Genomic DNA, 18,690 nt, shown 5'->3' with positions numbered 1-18,690 from the left:
TCGTGAGGACCGGCGGACGGGTCCCGGGTCCCCGCCGATGGACGAGGCAGGGTACTCACGGTCCCGGGTCCCCGCCGATGGACGAGGCCGGGTACCCCGGGTCCCGGGTCGCCACTTCCTCGCCGCCTCGGCCACAGTCCATCGATTCCGGGACCGCCGATGATCCCCGATGATCCCCGGGCGGGGCGCCGGTCCCAGGTGGGGCGTCCGCCCGGGACCGGCGACGGCTTCAGGAGCCGCCGGACGTGTGGCGGGTGAACCCGGTACCGCCGAGGCGGCCGAGGAGACCGGCGAGCCTCGTCGTCTCCTCCTCGGTCCACGCCGGCTCGGCGAAGACCTCCTCGGCGACCCGTTCCGCCGTGACGAGCATCTCCGCCAGGCGTTCCCGGCCGGTCTCCGTCAGGGCCGCGTAGGCAACCCGCGCGTCACGGGCGTCCGGGTCCCGCCTGACCAGACCGATGCGCTCCAGCGGTACGAGTCCCCGGGTGACACCGGAGGCGGTCAGCCCCAGCGCCTCCGCCAGGTCCACCCGGCGCATGCGGTCTCCTGGGGCCTCGGACAGACGCAGCAGCATCGTGAAGTCGGCCAGGCTCACTCCGTGCAGTCCGCCGAGGCTCGCGTCGAACCGCTTCACCAGGGTGGCCTGCGCCCGCACCAGACGCAGTGCCGCGTCCAGCCCTTTACTCATTGACATCTCCTTGACTACTCAAGCATATGGGGAGCGCAAGCCACCCTTGACGTACGCGGATCAGGGGGTGTTCTGCGCGATGGCCCGCCGCTGCCGTTTGCCGAGGGGCGCCTGGGAGAGGTCCTCGGCCTGCGACTTGAGCCGCTTGAAGCCGTAGTTGCGCTCACTGAGCCAGGCCGTCGCGGCGGCCTCGGCCCGTTCGACGGCCTCCAGGATGTCCTCCTCCGCCTCCCCCGAGTCCAGGAAGCGGAAGGTGAAGGCCGGCCGGGCGGCCACGTCGTAGCTGAGGTGCCCCTCGGGCGTGAAGGCCGCCCGAAGGACGTCATGTTCCGCCGCGTGCGCCAGAAGGTCGGCACGCTGGTCGGCGCCGAGCCCGTCGAAGACACCGCGAACGGTGATGCGGAAAGTGCGTGTGGTCATCCGACGAGCCTAACGAACGGGATCGGCCCTGTTCCACCGCGTTTCCCGAGGGACGGACCGGGGCGGGGTCACCGCACCCGGTCCTCACGCCTCGGCCGGAGCGCTCAGTGGCCGTGGTGGTGGCAGTCCCAGTGGGCCTTGACCCACACGTGGTCCCAGTGACCGGGCACGTAGACCCACTGCTTCACCCAGCCGTGGCTGTGGTGACCGTGGTGCCAGGAGTCCTGGTGGACCCACTTCTTGACCCAGTGTCCGGGCACCCACTTCTTCTCCCAGTGGCCCTTCTTCCACTCGCAGCGGTCGTGGTGACCGTGGTGGTCGACTGTCGCCACCGAAGCCGTGGACGTCGGGGCCGGGGCCGCGGTGGCGGTACCGGACATGCCCAGAGCGGCACCTCCGGCCAGCAGGCCTGTCGCGGCCGCACCGGCGAGCAGTCGCCGGGCGCTGATGCGTGTGGTCATCGGACTCACCTCCCTCGCAATGTGATGGACGTGCGCCACGGGGGCCGCTGTCCGGGAAGTTCACGCCGAAGCTGACGGTGCGTTTCCAGGCCCTCGATGCGCGGGACATAGGGCATTCGGAGCAACAAAAGGTATGTATGAGGATAGACCTGTGTAAGTTTTCGGTACGAGTTTTCGGGAGTGGGCGAACGGGGCGGCTCCGGCGGTGACCGGCACCGGCCCGCGATCGGCCCGTCATCGGCCCGGCACCGGGAAACGCGTCGGTGCCCCGGCCCATCCGCGGGCCGGGTGGCCACGAATACACGGTGACGGGACCCCTCCCGTCCGCGGGACGCCCGCCGACCGCGCCGGCCACCGACCGCGTACGTGCCGAACGCCACGCTTGCCGACCGCACGGCCGACGCGGGCCCACCCGCGCGACGCCCAGCGCGCGGCCCGTCGGCGAACGGCCCCCTCGCGCTGCGAAGGAGACCGCCACGACGGAGAGTCGAGCCGGACGGGCCAGGCGAGAAGGAAGCAACGGACGGATTCTGTGAGCGATGCCAAGACCGGCCGGGACGGACACGGTTCGCGACGGCACCCATCGGCGGACGCGTGGCTGGACGCCCGGCTTGAGCGCGCCGCACAGGGCGACCAGGACGCGTTCACCGACGTGTACGACACCCTCGCGCGGCCGGTCAAAGGCCTGATCTGCCGCGTACTGCGGGACGAGGCACAGGCCGAGGAGGTGACACAGGACGTGATGGTGGAGATCTGGCGGACCGCCGACCGCTATCGCCCGGACCTCGGTACCGCCCGGGGATGGGTCCTGACCCTCGCGCACCGGCGGGCCGTCGACCGGGTCCGGCACGTCCAGGCCAGTACGGCACGGGAGCGGCGCAGCGCCCTGCTCGCGGAGGACCGCCCCTTCGACGAGGTGGCCGAGGCCGTGGAGCGGCACGAGGAGCACGATCGCGTGCAGCACTGTCTCGCCGACCTGGAACGGCATCAGCGCGTACCGCTGGTGCTCGCCTACTACCAGGGCATGACCTACCTGGAGGTGGCCGCCTGTCTGGCCACCCCGGCGGGCACCGTGAAGTCCAGGATGCGCACCGGGCTCCGCCTGCTCCGCAGATGCCTGGAGGAAGGCCGATGACGGCCGCCGAAGATCCCCACCAGTTCGTCGGCGCGTACGTCCTGCACGCCCTGCCGGCGGCCGAGGAAGCCTCCTTCGAGAACCATCTCGCCGGCTGCGCCGCGTGCCGGGAGGAAGTGGCGGAACTGTCCGAGGTCACGCTGCGACTGGCCTCGGCCCAGGACGCGACCCCGTCCCCCGAACTGCGCCGGGACGTCCTCGAACGGATCGCCCGCACCCGCCAGGAGCGCCTCCCGCGCGCCGTTCCGGTTCACCGGCGGGCACTGCGGGCGGCCCTGGCCGCGTGCCTGGCTCTCGCGGCCGCGCTCGGCGGGGTCGCCGTCTGGCAGCACACCGAGGCGGACGAGGCACGCGGCGAAGTCTCCGTGAGGAAGGCACAGGCCTCCGTCCTCACCGGCCTCCTGACGGCCCGGGACGCCACGATCAGCACTCAGAAACTGAGCAACGGGGCCGACATCGGCGTCGTCGCCTCCCGTTCCCAGGGCCGGGCGGCCTTCATCGCCTCGGACCTGCCCCGCCTCGGGAACGATCAGGTCTACGAACTCTGGTACGCCGCGAAGTCCGGCGGCCTCCGCCCGGCGGGCCTGCTCCCCGGCTCCGGCGGCGGGCACGCCCAACTGCTCCACGGCTCCCTGGACGACGTCGGCGCCGTAGGCATCACGGCCGAACCGGCGGGCGGATCGCGGCAGCCGACGAGCGATCCGCTCGGCATCGTCACGGTGCCCGCCTGACGTGCCCCCGGTCCGCGCCCGCCACCGCGGGCACCCGTCGCTTCAGGCCGCATCGATCCATGAGTCACCCGACATGACGCGGTAAAACAGGATAATTAACTTTTGATGCAATTAGCTCTTGATCACCCTATGCTGAGGTGAGGGGGGCTCGGGCGGCGGTCAACAGCCGGTTCCTGACCGGCGGGAAGCGGGCTTCCATGACTGATCGGTTGAAAAGGTCGGGGCTGATCGGCGAGTTGTCCGGTGAGTTCCTCGGCACCATGATTCTCATCCTGTTCGGGTGCGGCGTGGTGGCCCAAGTGGTCGCCGGCGGCGCGCTCACGACGCCGCCGGGCGGTCTGGGGAACCACGACAGCATCGCGTGGGCCTGGGGCATCGGCGTCACCATGGGCGTCTACGTCGCGGCACGCCTGAGCGGCGCCCATCTCAACCCCGCGGTGACCCTCGCCCTCGCCACGTTCAAGGGCTTCCCGTGGCGCAAGGTGGCGCCCTACGTGGTGGCGCAGACCATCGGCGCCTTCGTGGCCGCGCTGATCGTGCGCTGGAACTACACGGAGGCCCTGGCCAAGGCCGACCCCGGCCACACCATCAAGACCCAGGGCGTGTTCTCCACACTGCCCGCCAACGGCAACCCGAACCTGCCGGTCCACGAATGGGGCGCGTTCCGCGACCAGATCATCGGAACCGCCATCCTGCTCCTGGTGATCTTCGCGGTCACGGACCTGCTCAACACCCCGCCCGGCGCGAACCTGGGCCCGTTCGTCATCGGTCTGCTCGTCGTGGGCATCGGCATGGCGTGGGGAACCCTCGCGGGCTACGCGATCAACCCGGCCCGTGACTTCGGTCCGCGCCTGGCCAGCTTCCTCACGGGCTACGGAGGGGCCTGGCGAGATCAGTACGGCAACTTCTACTTCTGGGTGCCGATCATCGGTCCATTCATCGGTGGTGTGCTCGGCGCCGGCATCTACAAGCTCTTCATCGGCAGGTTCCTGCCGACGGCGGAGCCCGAACCGCCGGGACGCATCCCGCCTTCCGAGTCCTGACTCCCGCAACACCCACAGCAGAGGCGGCAACCCATGGCTGACTTCGTGGGCGCGGTGGACCAGGGGACCACCAGCACCCGATTCATGATCTTCGACCACGCGGGCAACGAAGTGGCGAAGCACCAACTGGAACACGCCCAGATCCTTCCGCGCTCCGGGTGGGTCGAGCACGACCCGGTGGAGATCTGGGAACGCACCAACTCGGTGATCCAGAACGCCCTGCGGCACAAGAACCTGACCGCGGAGGACCTGGCGGCGATCGGCATCACCAACCAGCGGGAGACCACCGTGGTGTGGGACCCGCGCAACGGCCGTCCTTACTACAACGCCATCGTCTGGCAGGACACCCGGACGGATTCCATCGCCGCGGCACTGGAGCGTGACGGCCGGGGCGACGTCATCCGCCGCAAGGCGGGGCTGCCGCCGGCGACCTACTTCTCCGGCGGCAAGATCCAGTGGATCCTGGAGAACATCGACGGGGTCCGGGAAGCGGCGGAGCAGGGACACGCGCTGTTCGGCAACACCGACGCCTGGGTCCTGTGGAACCTGACCGGCGGTCCCGACGGCGGTATCCACGCCACCGACGTGACCAACGCCAGCCGCACCATGCTCATGGACCTCGAGACCCTCGACTGGGACGACGAGCTGCTGGGCTTCTTCGGCGTGCCGAGGGCCATGCTGCCCAGCATCAACCCCTCGTCCGACCGCGAGGCGTACGGCACGGCACGCACCTCCAGGCCACTGCGCGCCGCCGTCCCCATCACCGGCGTGCTCGGCGACCAGCAGGCGGCCACCGTCGGGCAGGTCTGCTACTCGCCCGGCGAGGCCAAGAACACGTACGGCACCGGCAACTTCCTGGTCCTCAACACCGGTACGGAACTGGTCCGTTCACAGCACGGCCTGCTGACCACCGTCGCCTACCGGTTCGGCGGCGAGCCCGCCGTCTACGCACTGGAGGGGTCCATCGCGGTCACCGGATCCGCGGTGCAGTGGCTGCGCGACCAGATGAAGATCATCACGGACGCGGCCGGGAGCGAGACGCTGGCCCGCACGGTGGAGGACAACGGCGGGATGTACTTCGTCCCGGCGTTCTCCGGACTGTTCGCCCCGTACTGGCGTTCCGACGCCCGCGGCGCGATCGTCGGACTCGCCCGGTACAACAGCAACGCCCACCTGGCCCGCGCGACGCTGGAGGCGATCTGTTACCAGAGCCGCGATGTCGTCGAGGCGATGGAGCAGGATTCCGGAGTCCATCTCGACGTGCTCAAGGTCGACGGCGGGGTGACCGCCAACGACCTGTGCATGCAGATCCAGGCCGACGTCCTCGGCGTCCCCGTGAGCCGTCCCGTCGTCGCCGAGACCACCGCGCTCGGCGCCTCGTACGCGGCCGGTCTGGCCACCGGCTTCTGGCGGGACACCGACGAACTGCGCACCCACTGGCAGGAGTCCAAGCGCTGGGAGCCCCAGTGGTCGGAGGACCGGCGCCAACAGGGGTACGCGGACTGGAAGAGGGCGGTGGAGCGGACGCTCGACTGGGCGAAGGTGGAATAGGCGGGCCCGCCATCACGCGGGGTGACCGAGGGTGGATCACGTCGGTGACCGGAGGACACTCCGTTCAGCCCCTGGCGCGTAGCGCGCGTCAGGGGCCGGCCACTCGGTTCCGTCGACGTGGCCGGACTCCAGCAGGCGGGAGCTACGGGCCGCCTGAGAACCAGGGCCGGATACCCTGACGGAATGATCGAAAACCTTCCTCCCTGTCCTACGTGCTCGTGTGAGTACACCTACGAGATGAACGCCCTTGTGGTGTGCCCGGAGTGCGGCCACGAATGGGTTCCCGCCGAAAGCGGTGCCGAGGGTGGGTCCACCACCGGGGAGCGGGTCGTCAAGGACGCTGTCGGCAACGTGCTGCAGGACGGGGACAGCGTGGTTGTCGTCAAGGCGCTCAAGGTCAAGGGAAGCCCTTCGGGGATCAAGGCCGGCACCAAGGTGCGCGGCATCCGGTTGGTCGACGGCGTCGACGGCCATGACATCGATTGCAAGGTCGACGGTTTCGGGGCGATGCAGCTCAAGTCCAGCGTGGTCAAGAAGGCCTGATCCCTGACTCGCGGGTGACCGAGGCGGCAGTGTCTTGCTGAATTGCAAAATTTCGCAATTGGTTAGATGCTGTATTCGCTGTACCTGCAGGTAGCCTCAGGCACAGCCCTTTGTGTCTGCCCCGGGTGGGGCGCCATCCGGGGAAGGTGAGGGGTCGTGTCCGTTCCGCTGCACCAGGCCGAGCTCGGCTCGACGGTCGTCCACGCACTGGCCGGCGGGGACGTGGGCGACCTGATGAAGGCCGCGCGCCGGATCCCGACCCGGATGTTGTCCGGGCGCAACGAACTGCCGGCTGAGCTGCTGGAGACCGAGGTCGCCGCGCGATGACCTCGGGGATCAGCCGGGTCCGGGCCCGGATCGCCTCGCTGCTGCCCGCCCGCGGCGACCTGGCGGAGATGGGACGCAACCCCCGCCGGGACCTGCTCGCCGGGCTGGCTGTGGCAATCGTCGCGCTGCCGCTCGCCCTCGGCTTCGGCGTCTCCTCCGGGCTCGGCGCCGAGGCGGGCCTGGCCACCGCCGTCGTCGCGGGCGCCCTCGCCGCGTTGTTCGGCGGATCCAGTCTGCAGGTCTCGGGGCCGACGGGCGCCATGACGGTGGTGCTGGTCCCGATCGTGGGGCGGTACGGTCCGGCAGGCGTCCTCACGGTCGGCGTGATGGCTGGGGTGATGCTCGTCGGCCTCGCCGTGCTGAAGGCCGGGCGGTACATGCGGTACGTGCCCGCGCCGGTCGTCGAGGGCTTCACGCTGGGCATCGCGTGCGTGATCGGGCTGCAGCAGATTCCGGGCGTGCTCGGTGTGCCCGAACCAGAGGGCGACCGGGTACTGGTGGTGACCTGGCGGGCCATCGAGGAGTTCGTGCGGCACCCCAACTGGACGGCCGTCGCCGTCGCTGTCTCGGTGGCCGTGGTCATGCTCGTGGGAGCCCGGTGGCGTCCGACCGTGCCGTTCTCCGTCGTCGCGGTGATCGCCGCCACGGTCGTGGCACAGGCCGCCGGGCTGACCGGGGCGAAACCTATCGGTGAACTGCCCTCGGGACTGCCCGCGCCCTCGCTGTCCTTCCTCGACCTGGGCTCGCTGGGCTCCTTGCTGGCCCCCGCGGTGGCGGTCGCGGCGCTGGCCGCGCTGGAGTCGCTGTTGTCGGCCTCGGTCGCCGACGGCATGACCGTCGGCCGGCAGCACGACCCGGATCGGGAGCTGTTCGGCCAGGGCCTTGCCAACATCGCCGCCCCCCTGTTCGGTGGCGTGCCGGCGACCGGGGCGATCGCGCGCACCGCGGTCAACGTGCGCACCGGTGCGAGTTCCCGGCTCGCCGCCCTCACCCACGCCGCGATCCTCGCGGTGATCGTCTTCGCGGCCGCGCCTCTCGTCTCGAAGATTCCGCTGGCGGCCCTTGCCGGTGTCCTGCTGGCCACCGCGATCCGCATGGTCGAGGTCGGTTCGCTGCGGGCGATGGTGAAGGCCACCCGCTCGGACGCGCTGATCCTCGTCCTGACCGCCGTCGCGACGCTGGCCCTCGATCTCGTATACGCCGTCATCGTCGGCCTGGTCGTCGCGGGCGCCCTCGCGTTGCGCGCCGTTGCCAAGCAGGCCCGCTTCGACCAGGTACCCCTCGACCGCGGAAACCACACCGCCGAGGAACACGCCCTGCTCGCCGAGCACATCATTGCCTACCGCGTCGACGGGCCCTTGTTCTTCGCCGCCGCGCACCGGTTCCTGCTGGAGATGGCCGAGGTGGCCGACGTACGCGTGGTGATCCTTCGTATGTCGCGGGTGTCGACGATGGACGCGACCGGGGCGCTGGTGCTCAAGGACGCGGTCCAGAAACTGAACCGGCGCGGAATCGTCGTCCTGACCTCCGGAATCAGGCCGGGGCAACACCGAGTCCTCGACTCCGTCGGCGTGTTGGACCTTCTGCGGCTGGAGGGCCGCGAGTACACCACTACCGCCGAAGCGATCCACGGGGCCCGGGACCACCTGGAGAGGGCCGGGATCCTCCTCGCTGCCCGGAAGTCCGCCCACGACGTCACAGAGAAGAGAGAGGAGACACCCCGATGAGCGCCGCTCCCGCCACCCTGCGCATGGTCGAGAGCTCCGACACTGAGGCGCTGTGGCCATTGCCGGGGGCTGCCTCGAGCCGCCTTGTCTCTGTGCAGCGGGATCCGACCGTTGTCCGCCTGGCCCGGCATGTGTGGGAGTTGGGGCGGCTGGTGGTGCGCACACCACTGCGGGCTGCCGCGGCTCATTTGTCCGTGACGGACGACGTCGACAAGGTCCGGGCCGCGTCCGGCACCGGCACCGGCACCGGCACCGGCTGGACGGTGCCGGTCACTGGGCCCGCCGAGGCGACTGCCGACCCGCACGAGGCCGTCCACAACCGCCGAACGCTCGCCGGCCGGAGCCACGGCCCGCACGATGCGATCGTCTGCATCCGTCCCCGGACGGTATCCGGCCTCCGGCCGGTCCCAGGGACGGAGAGCTGATGTCCAGGCTGTTCGAAGCCCTGCCCTACCGGCACGTTCTCACCCTGCCCACCGAGCCGTCCGCTGTCCGGCTGTCCCGCCAGACCGCTGAACAGGCCCTGACCGAATGGGGGATCAACCTGCGCCACCCCACCGTCGACCCGGCGCTGTTGATCCTCGGCGAACTGGTCACCAACAGCGTCCGGCACGCTGTGACACTCTCCCCCCAGCTCACCGTCATCTACGCGGCCGGATCCGACTGCCTGGCTTTTGCCGTCCACGACCGCCACCCCCACCAGCCACCGCTGTACGGGGCCGCGATCGGCACGGGAACCGGCGGTCTGAGCACCGTCATGGAACTCACCCTCGGTCTGGGCGGCACCGCCGTCGTCCGCGGTGACGCCGACGGAAACGGCAAAAGCATCTGGATCACCCTGCCCCTGTGATCAGAGCCGATCCAGGAGACGAGCCGAACAGGTAACACCCACAAGAAGGTGCACCACCATGACCATCGAATGGCACCACACCGCCGGAGAGGATTTCAGTCTCCTCTCCCTCTCCGGGCACCTCGGACCCGAGGGCGCACATCGCTTCACCGGTGCCATCGGCTGGGTCCTGACCCGCGGAACCGGTCCGGTCATCGTCGACATGAGCGGACTGCGCAGCTGGTCCGCCAACGGCCGGCTCGCCGTCATCGAGGCAGCACGCCGGCTCACCGCACACGAACGCAGCCTGGAACTGGCCGCGATCCCCGCCGACGGCTCCCTCGTCCCTGACGGCGACTGCCCGCCCATCACCATCCACACCGACCTTGCGGCGGCCATCGCGGAACACGACGCGCACAACCAGCGCGATGCCGATCAGCAGCAGTGGCGTACCAACGGCTGGTCCGGCTGAATGCCGACCGGTGCTCTGAAGGCCCGACCTGCGCAGAACGAGGGATAGCCCACCGTTGACCGCCAGACCGAGGTTTCCCCTGCCCGAACTGTCACTGTGCAGCGGCGGAAGTCGGAGAGAGCCCTTGACCCGGGCACCGAGGCGCAGCTCGGCATGTGCCTCGCCGCGCGGAACCCTGCCACTCCCCGCCATGGGGTCATCCAGGTCGGCTGCCTGCGAGATCCGCCCTGACCGGTGGCCAGTTGCTCGCCACGGTGCGGCGACACCCAGGAGGGCGCTGCCGCAGAATGTGCCTACCCGGTCCTTCTCGCTCATGGCACGCGCGTTCACTTCCACACTCGCCATAGCGTCTCTCCTCTGTTGTCGGTCACGCGGGAGGAGCGGCAGTGCCGGTCCTCCCGCGTGACCGCACCGTATGCGCACGCCCGAGTCGCCAACGGAGCATCTCCGAGGCTTACATGCAGTGATCGGGCACGATCGCAAGAGAACCGCCTGTCGACTGCTCCTGCCGAAATCGAGCACCAGGGGCGCACTCGGAGCTCGCCCGTTGATCACTTCGCCTGGGCGAGCCAGACCGCGTCGGGGCCGGCCGGGAAGCGCAGCTGGCCGGTCGTGTCGTGCACGGCACGCCACACCGTCTCGGCGACGTCGCTCTCCTTGGTGAACAGGTCCTGGCCCGTGAATGCGTCCATGGTCTTCTTCGCCCACGGTGCGTAGGGCGCGGGGACCAGCTCGTCCGTCGAGGCGCCGTTGGTCGCGTTGGCTGCGAAGTTGGTCGTCGGACAGGCACCTGGCTCGACCGTCTTCGCCTGCACGCCGAAGGGCGCGAGTTCGAGCGAGAGGGATGCGGTGAACCCCTCGATGGCCATCTTGCTCGCCTTGTAGACGGCCGAGAGGGGCATGTGGCCCAGCACCACGCTGGAGGTCACGTTGACCACCACGCCGGAGCCCCGCTCACGGAACTGGGGGAGTACGGCCTGCGTTGTTGCCATCACGCCGAACGTGTTGGTCTCGAAGACGTCCCGCACCCGGGCCATGGGGGTGCCCTCGAACACGCCGATCGACGGGACGCCCGCGTTGTTGACCAGGACGTCGATGGGCCCCGCCGCCTCGAGCGCGGCGGTGATGGTTTCGGGCTTGGTCACGTCGAGTTCGATGACGCGCAGCCGGTCCGACTCGGGAAGGACCCCGACACGCGGCGTACGCATCGTGGCGATGACGTTCCACCCCTGTGAGTGGAAGTGGAGGGCGGTCTCCCGCCCGTATCCGGATGAGGCACCAGTGATCAGAACTGTCTTCATGCTGCGATCCTTGCGATGTAGTGGGATCCGCGACGAGCAGGCATTTTCCTACTCAGCGGAAGAACTACTGATCCCATTGAATCGCTCTGACCTGCATGAATAGTAGAACTATTCTCTCTTTGGCTTGCACGATCCTCCTTCATGTTCCAGTTCTACTCAGGGGAGGATGCTCACGGGGGTGCGCACGGCGTTCCGCAGGCGGGCCGCGTCCCGGCTCGGGGGTTCACCGAACTGGCGGCGGTACTCGCGACTGAACTGCGACGGGTTGTCGTAGCCGACGCGATGTCCGACCCCGGTGACGTCTCCAGGGTTGGTGGCGAGCAGCAGTCGGGCCTCCTGGAGGCGGATCTGCTTCTGGAACTGAATGGGGCTCATCGCGGTCACCGCCTGGAAACTGCGGTAGAAGGCGGAGACGCTCATGCCGGACATCCGCGCCACGTCCTCGACGCGGAAGGGCTGCGCGTAGTGCTCGCGGATCCAGCGCACGGCCCGGGAGACGTGACTGAGGCCGCTGTCGGCCAGGCCGAGCTGGCGTACCGTCGCACCCTGCTCGCCGGTGATCAGGCGCCACAGGATCTCGCGCTTGACCAGCGGGGCCAGCACGGCCCGGTCGCGGGGCTGGTCGAGCAGACGCAGCAGCCGGACCACCGCGTCGAGCAGGGCGGGCGGGGCGTCGCCGACGGCGATCCCCGACGGCGTGCCTCCGCCGGTGCGGGGGAGGTCACCCGGACCGGCCTGCAGCAGGAGTTCGGCGACAGCGGACGGTTCCAGGGTGAGGCCGAAGCCGAGGGCGGGCTGCTTGGGGTCGGCCTGGGTGAACTGCCCGGTGACGGGCAGGTCGACGGATGCGACCAGGTACTGCCCGGGGCCGTACTCGTAGACCCTCTCGCCCAGCGCGAGCCGTTTGGCGCCCTGGGCGATGACGGCGAGCACCGTGCCGGACATGGAGGGCGCCGACGGATCCGGCCGGTCGACCTTCGAGATCAGGACGCCGTCGATGGCAGTGGTCCAGTCGGGCCGGGCATGCCGGTCCAGCAGGGTTCGGAACTCTTCCAGGGACATGCGTCCATTGCAGCACCCCTCCGCCACCCTGCTCCCAAATTCGCGAGGATCGTGCAAATGCTCGCGAACATCGTTCTAACGTTTCAGCAGGTCAGGAGCATTGAATGGAATCAGCTCACTCCAGCAGTGCGAAGGAGAACATCATGTTTGCCAACTACGGCTTCAACGCCACCCTGACCGCCAAGCCCGGGATGGGCGGCCGACTGGTCGATCTGCTGCTGACCGGCCTGAACGAAGGCAACCCCGGCGCGAGCGAACACTGCGTCGTCTACCTCGTCTCCCGTTCCGCGTCCGACACCGACGTCATCCACGTCACCGAGGGCTGGACCAGCGAGGAGAACCACCACCGGATCTTCGCCGGCGAGGCCGCCCAGGCCATCGTGGCGCAGATCGCCGGGCTGCTGGCCAAGGAGCCCGAGTACACCGACTACGTCCCGGTCCTCGGCAGGACCGCCTTCTGAGCCCCCGGACCGATCTGCCGGCCCGCCACCTGGCCACCTGGCCAAACGCCACCCGTCTTCGTTTGTCCGGCACCACACCACGAAAGGCCCACGCCATGACCCCGGCACGCCCCGCTCTGGACCCCGAACTGCGCGAGCTGCTGACCGACATGCCCCTCCTGTCCCAGCTCGCCCCGGAAGTTCTCGCGCAACTGCGACAGCTCCCCTCGGCGCCCGTCGACTCGCTGCCGGCACACCGGCAGGTCGACAGGCGCGAGGTCAGCGTGCAGGCCAAGGACGGTGCCCAGATCCGCCTGTCAGTCTTCAGCCCCGCGAACACTGATCGCGGGGCGGCCGCCCCCTGCATCTACTGGATCCATGGTGGCGGGATGGTCATGGGCGACCGCTTCTCGCAGATCGACATCCCGCTGGAATGGCTCGACGAGTTCGGCGCGGTCGTGGTGTCCGTGGACTACCGGCTCGCGCCGGAAGCCACCGGCACCACCCTCGTCGACGACTGCTACCAAGGTCTGCTCTGGACTGCCGAACACTCCGAGGAACTGGGCATCGACCCCACTCGTATCATCGTCGCCGGCGCCAGCGCCGGCGGCGGCCTCGCTGCCGGCCTCACCCTGCTGGCGCGCGACCTCCATGCCCCGGCGATCGCCGCGCAGGTGCTGATCTGCCCCATGCTCGACCACCGCAACACCACCACCTCCAGCCGCCAGTACTCCGGCGTGCCCGGTGTCTGGACCGGCGAGATGAACGAGTTCGGATGGCGGGCCGTTCTCGGCGACCTCACCGTCGACGAGGTGTCCGCGTACGTCTCGCCCGCCCGGGCCAAGGCCCTCTCGGGCCTGCCGACCACCTACATCGACGTCGGCTCCGCCGAAGTCTTCCGCGACGAGGACACCGACTACGCCACCCGCATCTGGGCAGCCGGCGGCCAGGCCGAACTCCACGTCTGGGCAGGCGGCTTCCACGGCTTCGACGCCCTGTACCCGCAGGCACACATCTCGGCCACAGCCCGCCGAACCCGCACCGACTGGCTCGCCCGACTCCTGCTCTCGAACGGCTCCGCGTAACGCACACAACCCACTCACGCCCACACCCCGCCAGGAGAGCGGGAGCGAGGCCGCGGACACGGCGATGCAGCGCGGATCCTTCGTGCCGGAAGCCACCCCGCGCATCGGAGAGCCGCGCAGACGCTGCGCACCATGGGTTTGTTCGGTCCCCGGCGCGCCGGGGACGGGGTACGGCGGTCGACAGCCCCAGGTCGCGTCCGTCGCCGCGACTGCGAGCAGCTGGTCGCGCGGGAGGAACCGCGGCCCGCTCCCGTTTGACGGAGCGGGGAGGAGGTGTGGCCGAAGCAGTACGCCGACGGCCACACTTCCTCCCGGCGGTGTGTCAGCTCTTGCCGAGCATCTTGTTCATCTGCTCGATCTCAGCCGTCTGGGCCGTGATCACGTCGTCCGCGAGCTTGACGGCAGGACTCTGCTTGCCGTCGGCCTTCTCGGTCTTGGCCATCGTGATGGCGCCCTCGTGGTGTTCGACCATCATCTCAAGGAACATCTTGTCGAACCCGGTGCCGGAAGCCTTCTCCAGCTTGGCCATGTCCTCACTGCTCATCATGCCGGGCATGGACGACGACATGTCGTGGTCCATCCCGGGCATGGCGGACGACACGTCCTCGGGGACCTCCTCGCCCCACGAAGCGAGCCAGCCGGACATCGTCTTGATCTCCGGGGCCTGAGCGCCCTTGATTTCCGTAGCGAGATCCTTGACCTCCGGCGAAGAGGCGCGACTCGCGGCCAGATCGGCCATCGCGACGGCCTGACGGTGGTGCTGGATCATCTCCGTGGAGAAGGACACGTCCTGGTCGTTGTGGGCGCCGGCCTTGGCCGAGGCGGTCGCGGAGGGGCTGGAGCCGGAGTTCATCGACCCCGTGTCGTGGCCGCCGTTGTCGCTGCCACAGGCAGCCAGCGCGAAAGCGGCCGCACCAGCGGTGACGGCGAGGGCGGTACGACGAATGAGCCTGCGGTGTGCAGTCATGGTTGAGCTCCTGCGTTCGGATCCGGTGAAGGGCATGCAGAGGCACAGCACCGCGCCCGCAAGGGCATACGGCGGCATGCAGGCCGTTCTAGATCCGCAGGAGTTGCAGTTCGGAGAGTGAGGGCGGGGCGCGACCGCCGTCGGGGCCGCTTCCGGACGGCGAGTTGCCGGCATCCACCCGCTCGACGCAGGCCGCCACGTCGGGCAGGAGCACCGGTGCGACCGCAGGAGTCCCGGCGACGGACGCTGAGGCGCAGGTCGAGTCCGCATGGTCGATGTGACCCGTGCAGCCCCCGTCACCGTGATCGCATTCGCCCGGCATCGAGGCCGTGACTTCTGTGTGCCCGGGTGCCGCCATCCGGTGGAGCCCGGACTCGGCGTGCGCGCCGGGGACCGGCCCGAGACCGTGCATCCCCATTAGACCCAGCAGCAGGGCACCCACGAGCAGAACCCAGGACCGCAACGCCAGTTGCGGTCGGGCGAACTGTCCGGGGCTTGTCACGGCCCCATCGTAGGCATAGATCATCGGCACCTTGCATCCCGGGCGTCGCCGGAGCGGACCGGATACGCAATACCCGCCCAGAGTGTCCTCTCCAGTGCCGCATCAGGCAACGTTCGCCCCGTCTTGAGTCGCCCCGCGTGTCTTGCGGTGGGTAGGCAGGATGGAAGGGCTCCGGTCGTGCCGATCTTGGTCAGGGCTGCGGAGCGGGAGGACGTGCCCGCACTTGTCCGCTTGCGTCTCACGAATGCTGAAAGGCATGTCCAACTCGATCCGGCCATCTACCGCGTGCCGACATAGAGGCCGTGCGCGGGCGTTTCGAGGAGGTGCTTGCAGCCGAGTCCAAGGTGCTGATCTTGGTCGCCGAAATGGTGGGCGAGATGGTGGGCGAGATGGTGGGCGAGATGGTGGGCAGTCGCGCCGTCGTAGCGAGCGCGGCCCGGGCTCCATCATCTGGATGCCGGCACACGCCCAAGCAGCCGGCCGTGCTGGTCTGCTGACCCAGCAGCCGGCCTGTCGCGCCAGGTCGGCAGACCGGCCGATGCGCACACTTCCCTCGCCAGGGAGCTCCGACCAAGGCGTTCCATTGCGCCAGATCGCGAGTTGAGGGCGCATCCCGAGAGCCTCTTGCACGGAGGTGCCCGGGATGGAAACCGCACCAGCACGCCTGGACTGCCCCCAGGCACACAGACCGTCGAGGGCTAGCTGACATCCCGCCAAGCGGCTGTGTCCAGCCCAGGGACTGGTCCCGATTCCGCCCGCGGCGGTTCACTCAGTGCCGCCGCCGGGTGCGCGGTGCCGAGTTCGGTACGCGCCATGGAAGCCACCATGCGGCGCCGGCGCCGGCCTCGTCGTGGCGGGCCGAGCAGAGGTTGCCCAGGTTGAGGGCCGCCCAGGAGCCGGCCTCGGGGTGTCCGGACTCCAGCGCGCTTCGCCATGCCTCCCCAACGCCCGCCTTCGACGACGAACCGGTGCAGCTCGTCCAGCCAGATCACGGTGCGCCCGAAGTCGGCACCGGAGTCGACCTGCTCGACCGGTTCGGCCGCGCCGCGCGGGATGTAGAGCTTCCAATCGGACAGGCAGGCCCGTGCGGCCTCGTAGGCACAGCGCGTCTTGCCGGTCGCGGCGGCGCCGCAGAGCAGGAGGAAGCCTCCCGCGGAGCCGGGTCGGCTCGCCGCGCGCAGGGCGTCGCGGACGTCGGCGTCCACATCGCGGGTCACGTAGGTGGGAAGCTCCGCGTCGAGCTCGTCCGCGGTCCCTGCGGGCGGGCTGGTGGCCGGGTGGATCCCGAGCAGTTCGCGCCGGTCCGCGTTCCGGATCACCCTGTCCCTGCGACCCGAGACGGTCCAGGAAACGAGCCTCCCGTCCGCCGGAAGGCCGTCGCAGGACATCCACTGTCTCAACCGGCAGGGGCTGCGCAACCTCAGGAAGGCTGGAGAGGACCGACTGCCCATCCGCTCGGCCGGCATGCGGCGCACTTGAGCCGGACGACGCCCAAGCCGCGCAGGGGGATGCCCCTCACCCAAGCATCCCTTACGAGATATAGAATTTATTATCTTGGCAAGTCATGAGGCCTTCACTGCTTGAACGAGTGGACGGGTCCTCGCACACGGATTCGGATAGGTCGACTCCGCGGGCGAAGATGGGCGCCATATTGTTGACGAGTAGGTGGATGCGATGCACCGAGGACTGGCCGGCTCGGCCGGACACCTGTTCCGGGGAGGCGACAGCACGATGAGCACGCCGCTGTACCAGCTGAAGGCCGAGTTCTTCAAAACCCTTGGGCACCCTGCCCGCATCCGCGTCCTGGAACTGCTCAGCGAGCGTGAACACGCCGTCGCGGAGATGCTGCCCGAGGTGGGCATCGAAGCCGCGCACCTGTCCCAGCAGCTTGCCGTGCTGCGCCGGGCGAACCTGGTGGTGACACGCAAGGAGGGCTCGACGGTGTACTACTCCCTGACCAGCCCGCATGTGGCGGAGCTGCTCAGGGTCGCGCGGACAATCCTGTCCGGGGTGCTGGCCGGGCAGGCCGAGCTGCTCGCCGACCTGAAGGCCGCTCAGCAGGAGACGAAAGCGCCCTCCTAAGGGCTGTCCCGTAATCCCCGGTGGATCAGCGCGCGGCGTCGGATGCTGGGCCCCTCCCACGCCTTTCGGGCTGTGGGGGGAGCATCGCAAGGCGGAGGGTCGTCCTCATACCGGGTGTATTCGGGCGATCCGACAACGCGGCGTGGGTGTCCCCTGCTCGAAGAGCTCGGAGGAGTGCCGTAGTTGTCGTCGTGCGCCCGACGGGGATTACGGGACAGCCCTTAGCGACGGCCCTCGATCGACGGCCGCCTCCTGGAGGCGGGACAGCGCTCCGGTGTGGTGCCTGGCCGCGGCTGCTCCCTTCGGGCCGGACGCTCCACGGCAACAAGGCGGCCTGCCCCGGCCGGTCGCCATTCCTGTCGAAAATTCGGGCACCAGGGACGTACGCGGAACTCGCTCGGCGCGCACGGCACATCAGTCTCGAAGGCAGGCCCGTCCCACGCCTCCCGATAGCGTGCCGGGTCACTCGATCCATTGGACACGGGCCGGCTGCCGGCGCGCATCCGACCAATTTCCGACCCGCCAGAGCGGTGGCTGCCGGTACGCTTCCGGGCCGGTTGACGCAGCTCAATTCGCACCAGTGGGCGCGGGCGGATACCACGCGCCGGAGACCGCGGTGTCCCGGTGATATCCGAGACACGTTTCACCCGCGGCTCATCACTCCACCACCCCGGCCCACACGCCGAATGATCACCCCCGGTCACGCACCCACCCTCTCAGCTTCTCTATGCTCGGGGGCGAACATTCGCATCCATGAGGAGCAGAGCAATGAGCGAGAACGTCTACTTCGACGTCACCGCAAACGACGAGCCGCTGGGCCGCATCGAGTTCAAGCTCTACGACGACGTCGTCCCGAAGACCGCGAAGAACTTCCGTGAGCTCGCCACCGGCGCACACGGCTTCGGTTACAAGGGCTCGCCGTTCCATCGCGTCATCCCTGACTTCATGCTCCAGGGCGGCGACTTCACGCGGCAGAACGGCACGGGCGGCAAGAGCATCTACGGCGAGAAGTTCGCGGACGAGAACTTCCAGCTGAAGCACACCAAGCCGGGTCTGCTGTCGATGGCCAACGCGGGCCCGAACACCAACGGCTCGCAGTTCTTCATCACCACCGTCGTCACCGGCTGGCTGGACGGCAAGCACGTCGTCTTCGGCGAGGTCGTCAAGGGCATGGACGTGGTGGAGGCGATCGAGAAGCTCGGCAGCGGCAACGGCGCCACCTCCAAGAAGATCGTCATCTCCGACAGCGGCACCGTCTGAGCGGTCCGGCAGCCGGTCCCGGGTCCCTCCCGCGGACCCATGCCGGCGGGGGCGGTGGGTCCAT

Annotated in this window: 23 protein-coding genes; 15 read left to right on the top strand and 8 right to left on the bottom strand. The window is 69.2% G+C overall.

The genetic code is table 11. The annotated features are described in order from the left end of the window. Positions 1-229: 229 nt before the first annotated feature. From OG780_RS39780 to OG780_RS39770, 3 genes are all read right to left on the bottom strand, one after another. The gene (locus tag OG780_RS39780) at positions 230-688 is read right to left on the bottom strand and encodes a MarR family winged helix-turn-helix transcriptional regulator (RefSeq protein WP_328456568.1); all 459 of its coding nucleotides are present in this window, start codon (positions 686-688) and stop codon (positions 230-232) included. A gap of 60 nt (positions 689-748) precedes the next feature. After that, on the bottom strand, positions 749-1,108 hold the full coding sequence (locus OG780_RS39775) for a DUF6204 family protein (protein WP_328456566.1): 360 nt from the start codon (positions 1,106-1,108) through the stop codon (positions 749-751). A gap of 104 nt (positions 1,109-1,212) precedes the next feature. Beyond that, positions 1,213-1,569, bottom strand: coding sequence for a hypothetical protein (locus tag OG780_RS39770; RefSeq protein WP_328456564.1), 357 nt, complete (start codon positions 1,567-1,569; stop codon positions 1,213-1,215). A 532-nt stretch (positions 1,570-2,101) separates the two neighbouring features. Between OG780_RS39770 and sigK the strand changes: the two genes are divergently transcribed. From sigK to OG780_RS39720, 10 genes are all read left to right on the top strand, one after another. After that, positions 2,102-2,704, top strand: a complete 603-nt coding sequence (gene sigK / locus OG780_RS39765; protein ID WP_328456562.1) for an ECF RNA polymerase sigma factor SigK — start codon at positions 2,102-2,104, stop codon at positions 2,702-2,704. Further along, a complete protein-coding gene (locus OG780_RS39760) occupies positions 2,701-3,435 on the top strand; it encodes an anti-sigma factor (protein ID WP_328456560.1) in 735 nt (244 codons plus the stop codon). Before sigK ends, OG780_RS39760 begins: the two co-directional genes overlap by 4 nt. Positions 3,436-3,632: 197 nt before the next feature. Then, entirely contained in the window at positions 3,633-4,478 is an 846-nt protein-coding gene (locus tag OG780_RS39755) for an MIP/aquaporin family protein (RefSeq protein ID WP_328456558.1), read from the top strand. A gap of 33 nt (positions 4,479-4,511) precedes the next feature. Continuing rightward, positions 4,512-6,029 carry a glycerol kinase GlpK gene (gene glpK, locus OG780_RS39750; protein ID WP_328456556.1) on the top strand — a complete coding sequence of 506 codons (1,518 nt, stop codon included), beginning with the start codon at positions 4,512-4,514 and terminating at the stop codon, positions 6,027-6,029. 183 nt (positions 6,030-6,212) lie between these two features. Further along, on the top strand, positions 6,213-6,572 hold the full coding sequence (locus OG780_RS39745) for a zinc ribbon domain-containing protein YjdM (protein ID WP_326789896.1): 360 nt from the start codon (positions 6,213-6,215) through the stop codon (positions 6,570-6,572). Between the two features lie 156 nt (positions 6,573-6,728). Then, positions 6,729-6,899: a hypothetical protein gene (locus OG780_RS39740; protein ID WP_443062269.1), complete on the top strand. Its 171-nt coding sequence runs from the start codon at positions 6,729-6,731 to the stop codon at positions 6,897-6,899. Further along, a complete protein-coding gene (locus OG780_RS39735) occupies positions 6,896-8,626 on the top strand; it encodes a SulP family inorganic anion transporter (RefSeq protein ID WP_328456553.1) in 1,731 nt (576 codons plus the stop codon). Before OG780_RS39740 ends, OG780_RS39735 begins: the two co-directional genes overlap by 4 nt. Next, positions 8,623-9,051 carry a pyridoxamine 5'-phosphate oxidase family protein gene (locus OG780_RS39730; RefSeq protein WP_328456551.1) on the top strand — a complete coding sequence of 143 codons (429 nt, stop codon included), beginning with the start codon at positions 8,623-8,625 and terminating at the stop codon, positions 9,049-9,051. Before OG780_RS39735 ends, OG780_RS39730 begins: the two co-directional genes overlap by 4 nt. After that, a complete protein-coding gene (locus tag OG780_RS39725; RefSeq protein WP_328456549.1) occupies positions 9,051-9,476 on the top strand; it encodes an ATP-binding protein in 426 nt (141 codons plus the stop codon). Before OG780_RS39730 ends, OG780_RS39725 begins: the two co-directional genes overlap by 1 nt. A 58-nt stretch (positions 9,477-9,534) precedes the next feature. Beyond that, positions 9,535-9,927 carry an anti-sigma factor antagonist gene (locus tag OG780_RS39720; protein ID WP_328456547.1) on the top strand — a complete coding sequence of 131 codons (393 nt, stop codon included), beginning with the start codon at positions 9,535-9,537 and terminating at the stop codon, positions 9,925-9,927. A 551-nt stretch (positions 9,928-10,478) separates the two neighbouring features. On the opposite strand, the gene OG780_RS39715 is transcribed toward OG780_RS39720, so the two are convergent. Together OG780_RS39715 and OG780_RS39710 are read right to left on the bottom strand one after the other, a co-directional pair. After that, positions 10,479-11,228, bottom strand: coding sequence for an SDR family oxidoreductase (locus OG780_RS39715; protein ID WP_328456545.1), 750 nt, complete (start codon positions 11,226-11,228; stop codon positions 10,479-10,481). 156 nt (positions 11,229-11,384) lie between these two features. Next, positions 11,385-12,290, bottom strand: a complete 906-nt coding sequence (locus tag OG780_RS39710) for an AraC family transcriptional regulator (RefSeq protein WP_328456543.1) — start codon at positions 12,288-12,290, stop codon at positions 11,385-11,387. 143 nt (positions 12,291-12,433) lie between these two features. Between OG780_RS39710 and OG780_RS39705 the strand changes: the two genes are divergently transcribed. Together OG780_RS39705 and OG780_RS39700 are read left to right on the top strand one after the other, a co-directional pair. Next, positions 12,434-12,751 carry a putative quinol monooxygenase gene (locus tag OG780_RS39705; RefSeq protein WP_328458705.1) on the top strand — a complete coding sequence of 106 codons (318 nt, stop codon included), beginning with the start codon at positions 12,434-12,436 and terminating at the stop codon, positions 12,749-12,751. Positions 12,752-12,846: 95 nt separating this feature from the next. Beyond that, positions 12,847-13,815, top strand: coding sequence for an alpha/beta hydrolase (locus OG780_RS39700; RefSeq protein WP_328456541.1), 969 nt, complete (start codon positions 12,847-12,849; stop codon positions 13,813-13,815). 322 nt (positions 13,816-14,137) lie between these two features. On the opposite strand, the gene OG780_RS39695 is transcribed toward OG780_RS39700, so the two are convergent. Beyond that, positions 14,138-14,782 carry a DUF305 domain-containing protein gene (locus OG780_RS39695; protein ID WP_328456539.1) on the bottom strand — a complete coding sequence of 215 codons (645 nt, stop codon included), beginning with the start codon at positions 14,780-14,782 and terminating at the stop codon, positions 14,138-14,140. Positions 14,783-14,870: 88 nt separating this feature from the next. Next, positions 14,871-15,284: a DUF6153 family protein gene (locus OG780_RS39690; RefSeq protein ID WP_328456537.1), complete on the bottom strand. Its 414-nt coding sequence runs from the start codon at positions 15,282-15,284 to the stop codon at positions 14,871-14,873. Between the two features lie 323 nt (positions 15,285-15,607). Here OG780_RS39690 and OG780_RS39685 point away from each other — a divergent pair, with 323 nt between their 5' ends. After that, entirely contained in the window at positions 15,608-15,781 is a 174-nt protein-coding gene (locus OG780_RS39685) for a hypothetical protein (RefSeq protein ID WP_328456535.1), read from the top strand. 201 nt (positions 15,782-15,982) lie between these two features. Here the strand turns inward: OG780_RS39685 and OG780_RS39680 are convergent, their stop codons facing one another. After that, positions 15,983-16,603: a hypothetical protein gene (locus OG780_RS39680; RefSeq protein WP_328456533.1), complete on the bottom strand. Its 621-nt coding sequence runs from the start codon at positions 16,601-16,603 to the stop codon at positions 15,983-15,985. 412 nt (positions 16,604-17,015) lie between these two features. On the opposite strand from OG780_RS39680, the gene OG780_RS39675 reads away from it, so the two are divergent. Continuing rightward, the gene (locus OG780_RS39675) at positions 17,016-17,366 is read left to right on the top strand and encodes an ArsR/SmtB family transcription factor (RefSeq protein WP_328456531.1); all 351 of its coding nucleotides are present in this window, start codon (positions 17,016-17,018) and stop codon (positions 17,364-17,366) included. A gap of 768 nt (positions 17,367-18,134) precedes the next feature. After that, entirely contained in the window at positions 18,135-18,626 is a 492-nt protein-coding gene (locus tag OG780_RS39670) for a peptidylprolyl isomerase (RefSeq protein ID WP_326789884.1), read from the top strand. Positions 18,627-18,690: the final 64 nt, after the last annotated feature.

The sequence above is a fragment of the Streptomyces sp. NBC_00386 genome, from assembly GCF_036063235.1.
In the GTDB taxonomy this organism is placed as follows: domain Bacteria; phylum Actinomycetota; class Actinomycetes; order Streptomycetales; family Streptomycetaceae; genus Streptomyces.
The sequence above is the reverse complement of the archived record's forward strand: the minus strand, read 5'-3'. Positions and strand labels throughout refer to the sequence as shown.

Bases quoted from the DNA above. Each gene is read 5' to 3' on its own strand.
- OG780_RS39700 (WP_328456541.1), top strand. From the start codon at position 12,847: ATGACCCCGGCACGCCCCGCTCTGGACCCCGAACTGCGCGAGCTGCTG.
- OG780_RS39710 (WP_328456543.1), bottom strand. From the start codon at position 12,290: ATGTCCCTGGAAGAGTTCCGAACCCTGCTGGACCGGCATGCCCGGCCC.
- OG780_RS39730 (WP_328456551.1), top strand. From the start codon at position 8,623: ATGAGCGCCGCTCCCGCCACCCTGCGCATGGTCGAGAGCTCCGACACT.
- OG780_RS39675 (WP_328456531.1), top strand. From the start codon at position 17,016: ATGAGCACGCCGCTGTACCAGCTGAAGGCCGAGTTCTTCAAAACCCTT.
- OG780_RS39705 (WP_328458705.1), top strand. From the start codon at position 12,434: ATGTTTGCCAACTACGGCTTCAACGCCACCCTGACCGCCAAGCCCGGG.
- OG780_RS39720 (WP_328456547.1), top strand. From the start codon at position 9,535: ATGACCATCGAATGGCACCACACCGCCGGAGAGGATTTCAGTCTCCTC.
- OG780_RS39670 (WP_326789884.1), top strand. From the start codon at position 18,135: ATGAGCGAGAACGTCTACTTCGACGTCACCGCAAACGACGAGCCGCTG.
- OG780_RS39780 (WP_328456568.1), bottom strand. From the start codon at position 688: ATGAGTAAAGGGCTGGACGCGGCACTGCGTCTGGTGCGGGCGCAGGCC.
- OG780_RS39770 (WP_328456564.1), bottom strand. From the start codon at position 1,569: ATGACCACACGCATCAGCGCCCGGCGACTGCTCGCCGGTGCGGCCGCG.
- OG780_RS39715 (WP_328456545.1), bottom strand. From the start codon at position 11,228: ATGAAGACAGTTCTGATCACTGGTGCCTCATCCGGATACGGGCGGGAG.
- OG780_RS39775 (WP_328456566.1), bottom strand. From the start codon at position 1,108: ATGACCACACGCACTTTCCGCATCACCGTTCGCGGTGTCTTCGACGGG.
- OG780_RS39735 (WP_328456553.1), top strand. From the start codon at position 6,896: ATGACCTCGGGGATCAGCCGGGTCCGGGCCCGGATCGCCTCGCTGCTG.
- OG780_RS39745 (WP_326789896.1), top strand. From the start codon at position 6,213: ATGATCGAAAACCTTCCTCCCTGTCCTACGTGCTCGTGTGAGTACACC.
- glpK (WP_328456556.1), top strand. From the start codon at position 4,512: ATGGCTGACTTCGTGGGCGCGGTGGACCAGGGGACCACCAGCACCCGA.
- OG780_RS39760 (WP_328456560.1), top strand. From the start codon at position 2,701: ATGACGGCCGCCGAAGATCCCCACCAGTTCGTCGGCGCGTACGTCCTG.
- OG780_RS39755 (WP_328456558.1), top strand. From the start codon at position 3,633: ATGACTGATCGGTTGAAAAGGTCGGGGCTGATCGGCGAGTTGTCCGGT.
- OG780_RS39725 (WP_328456549.1), top strand. From the start codon at position 9,051: ATGTCCAGGCTGTTCGAAGCCCTGCCCTACCGGCACGTTCTCACCCTG.
- OG780_RS39695 (WP_328456539.1), bottom strand. From the start codon at position 14,782: ATGACTGCACACCGCAGGCTCATTCGTCGTACCGCCCTCGCCGTCACC.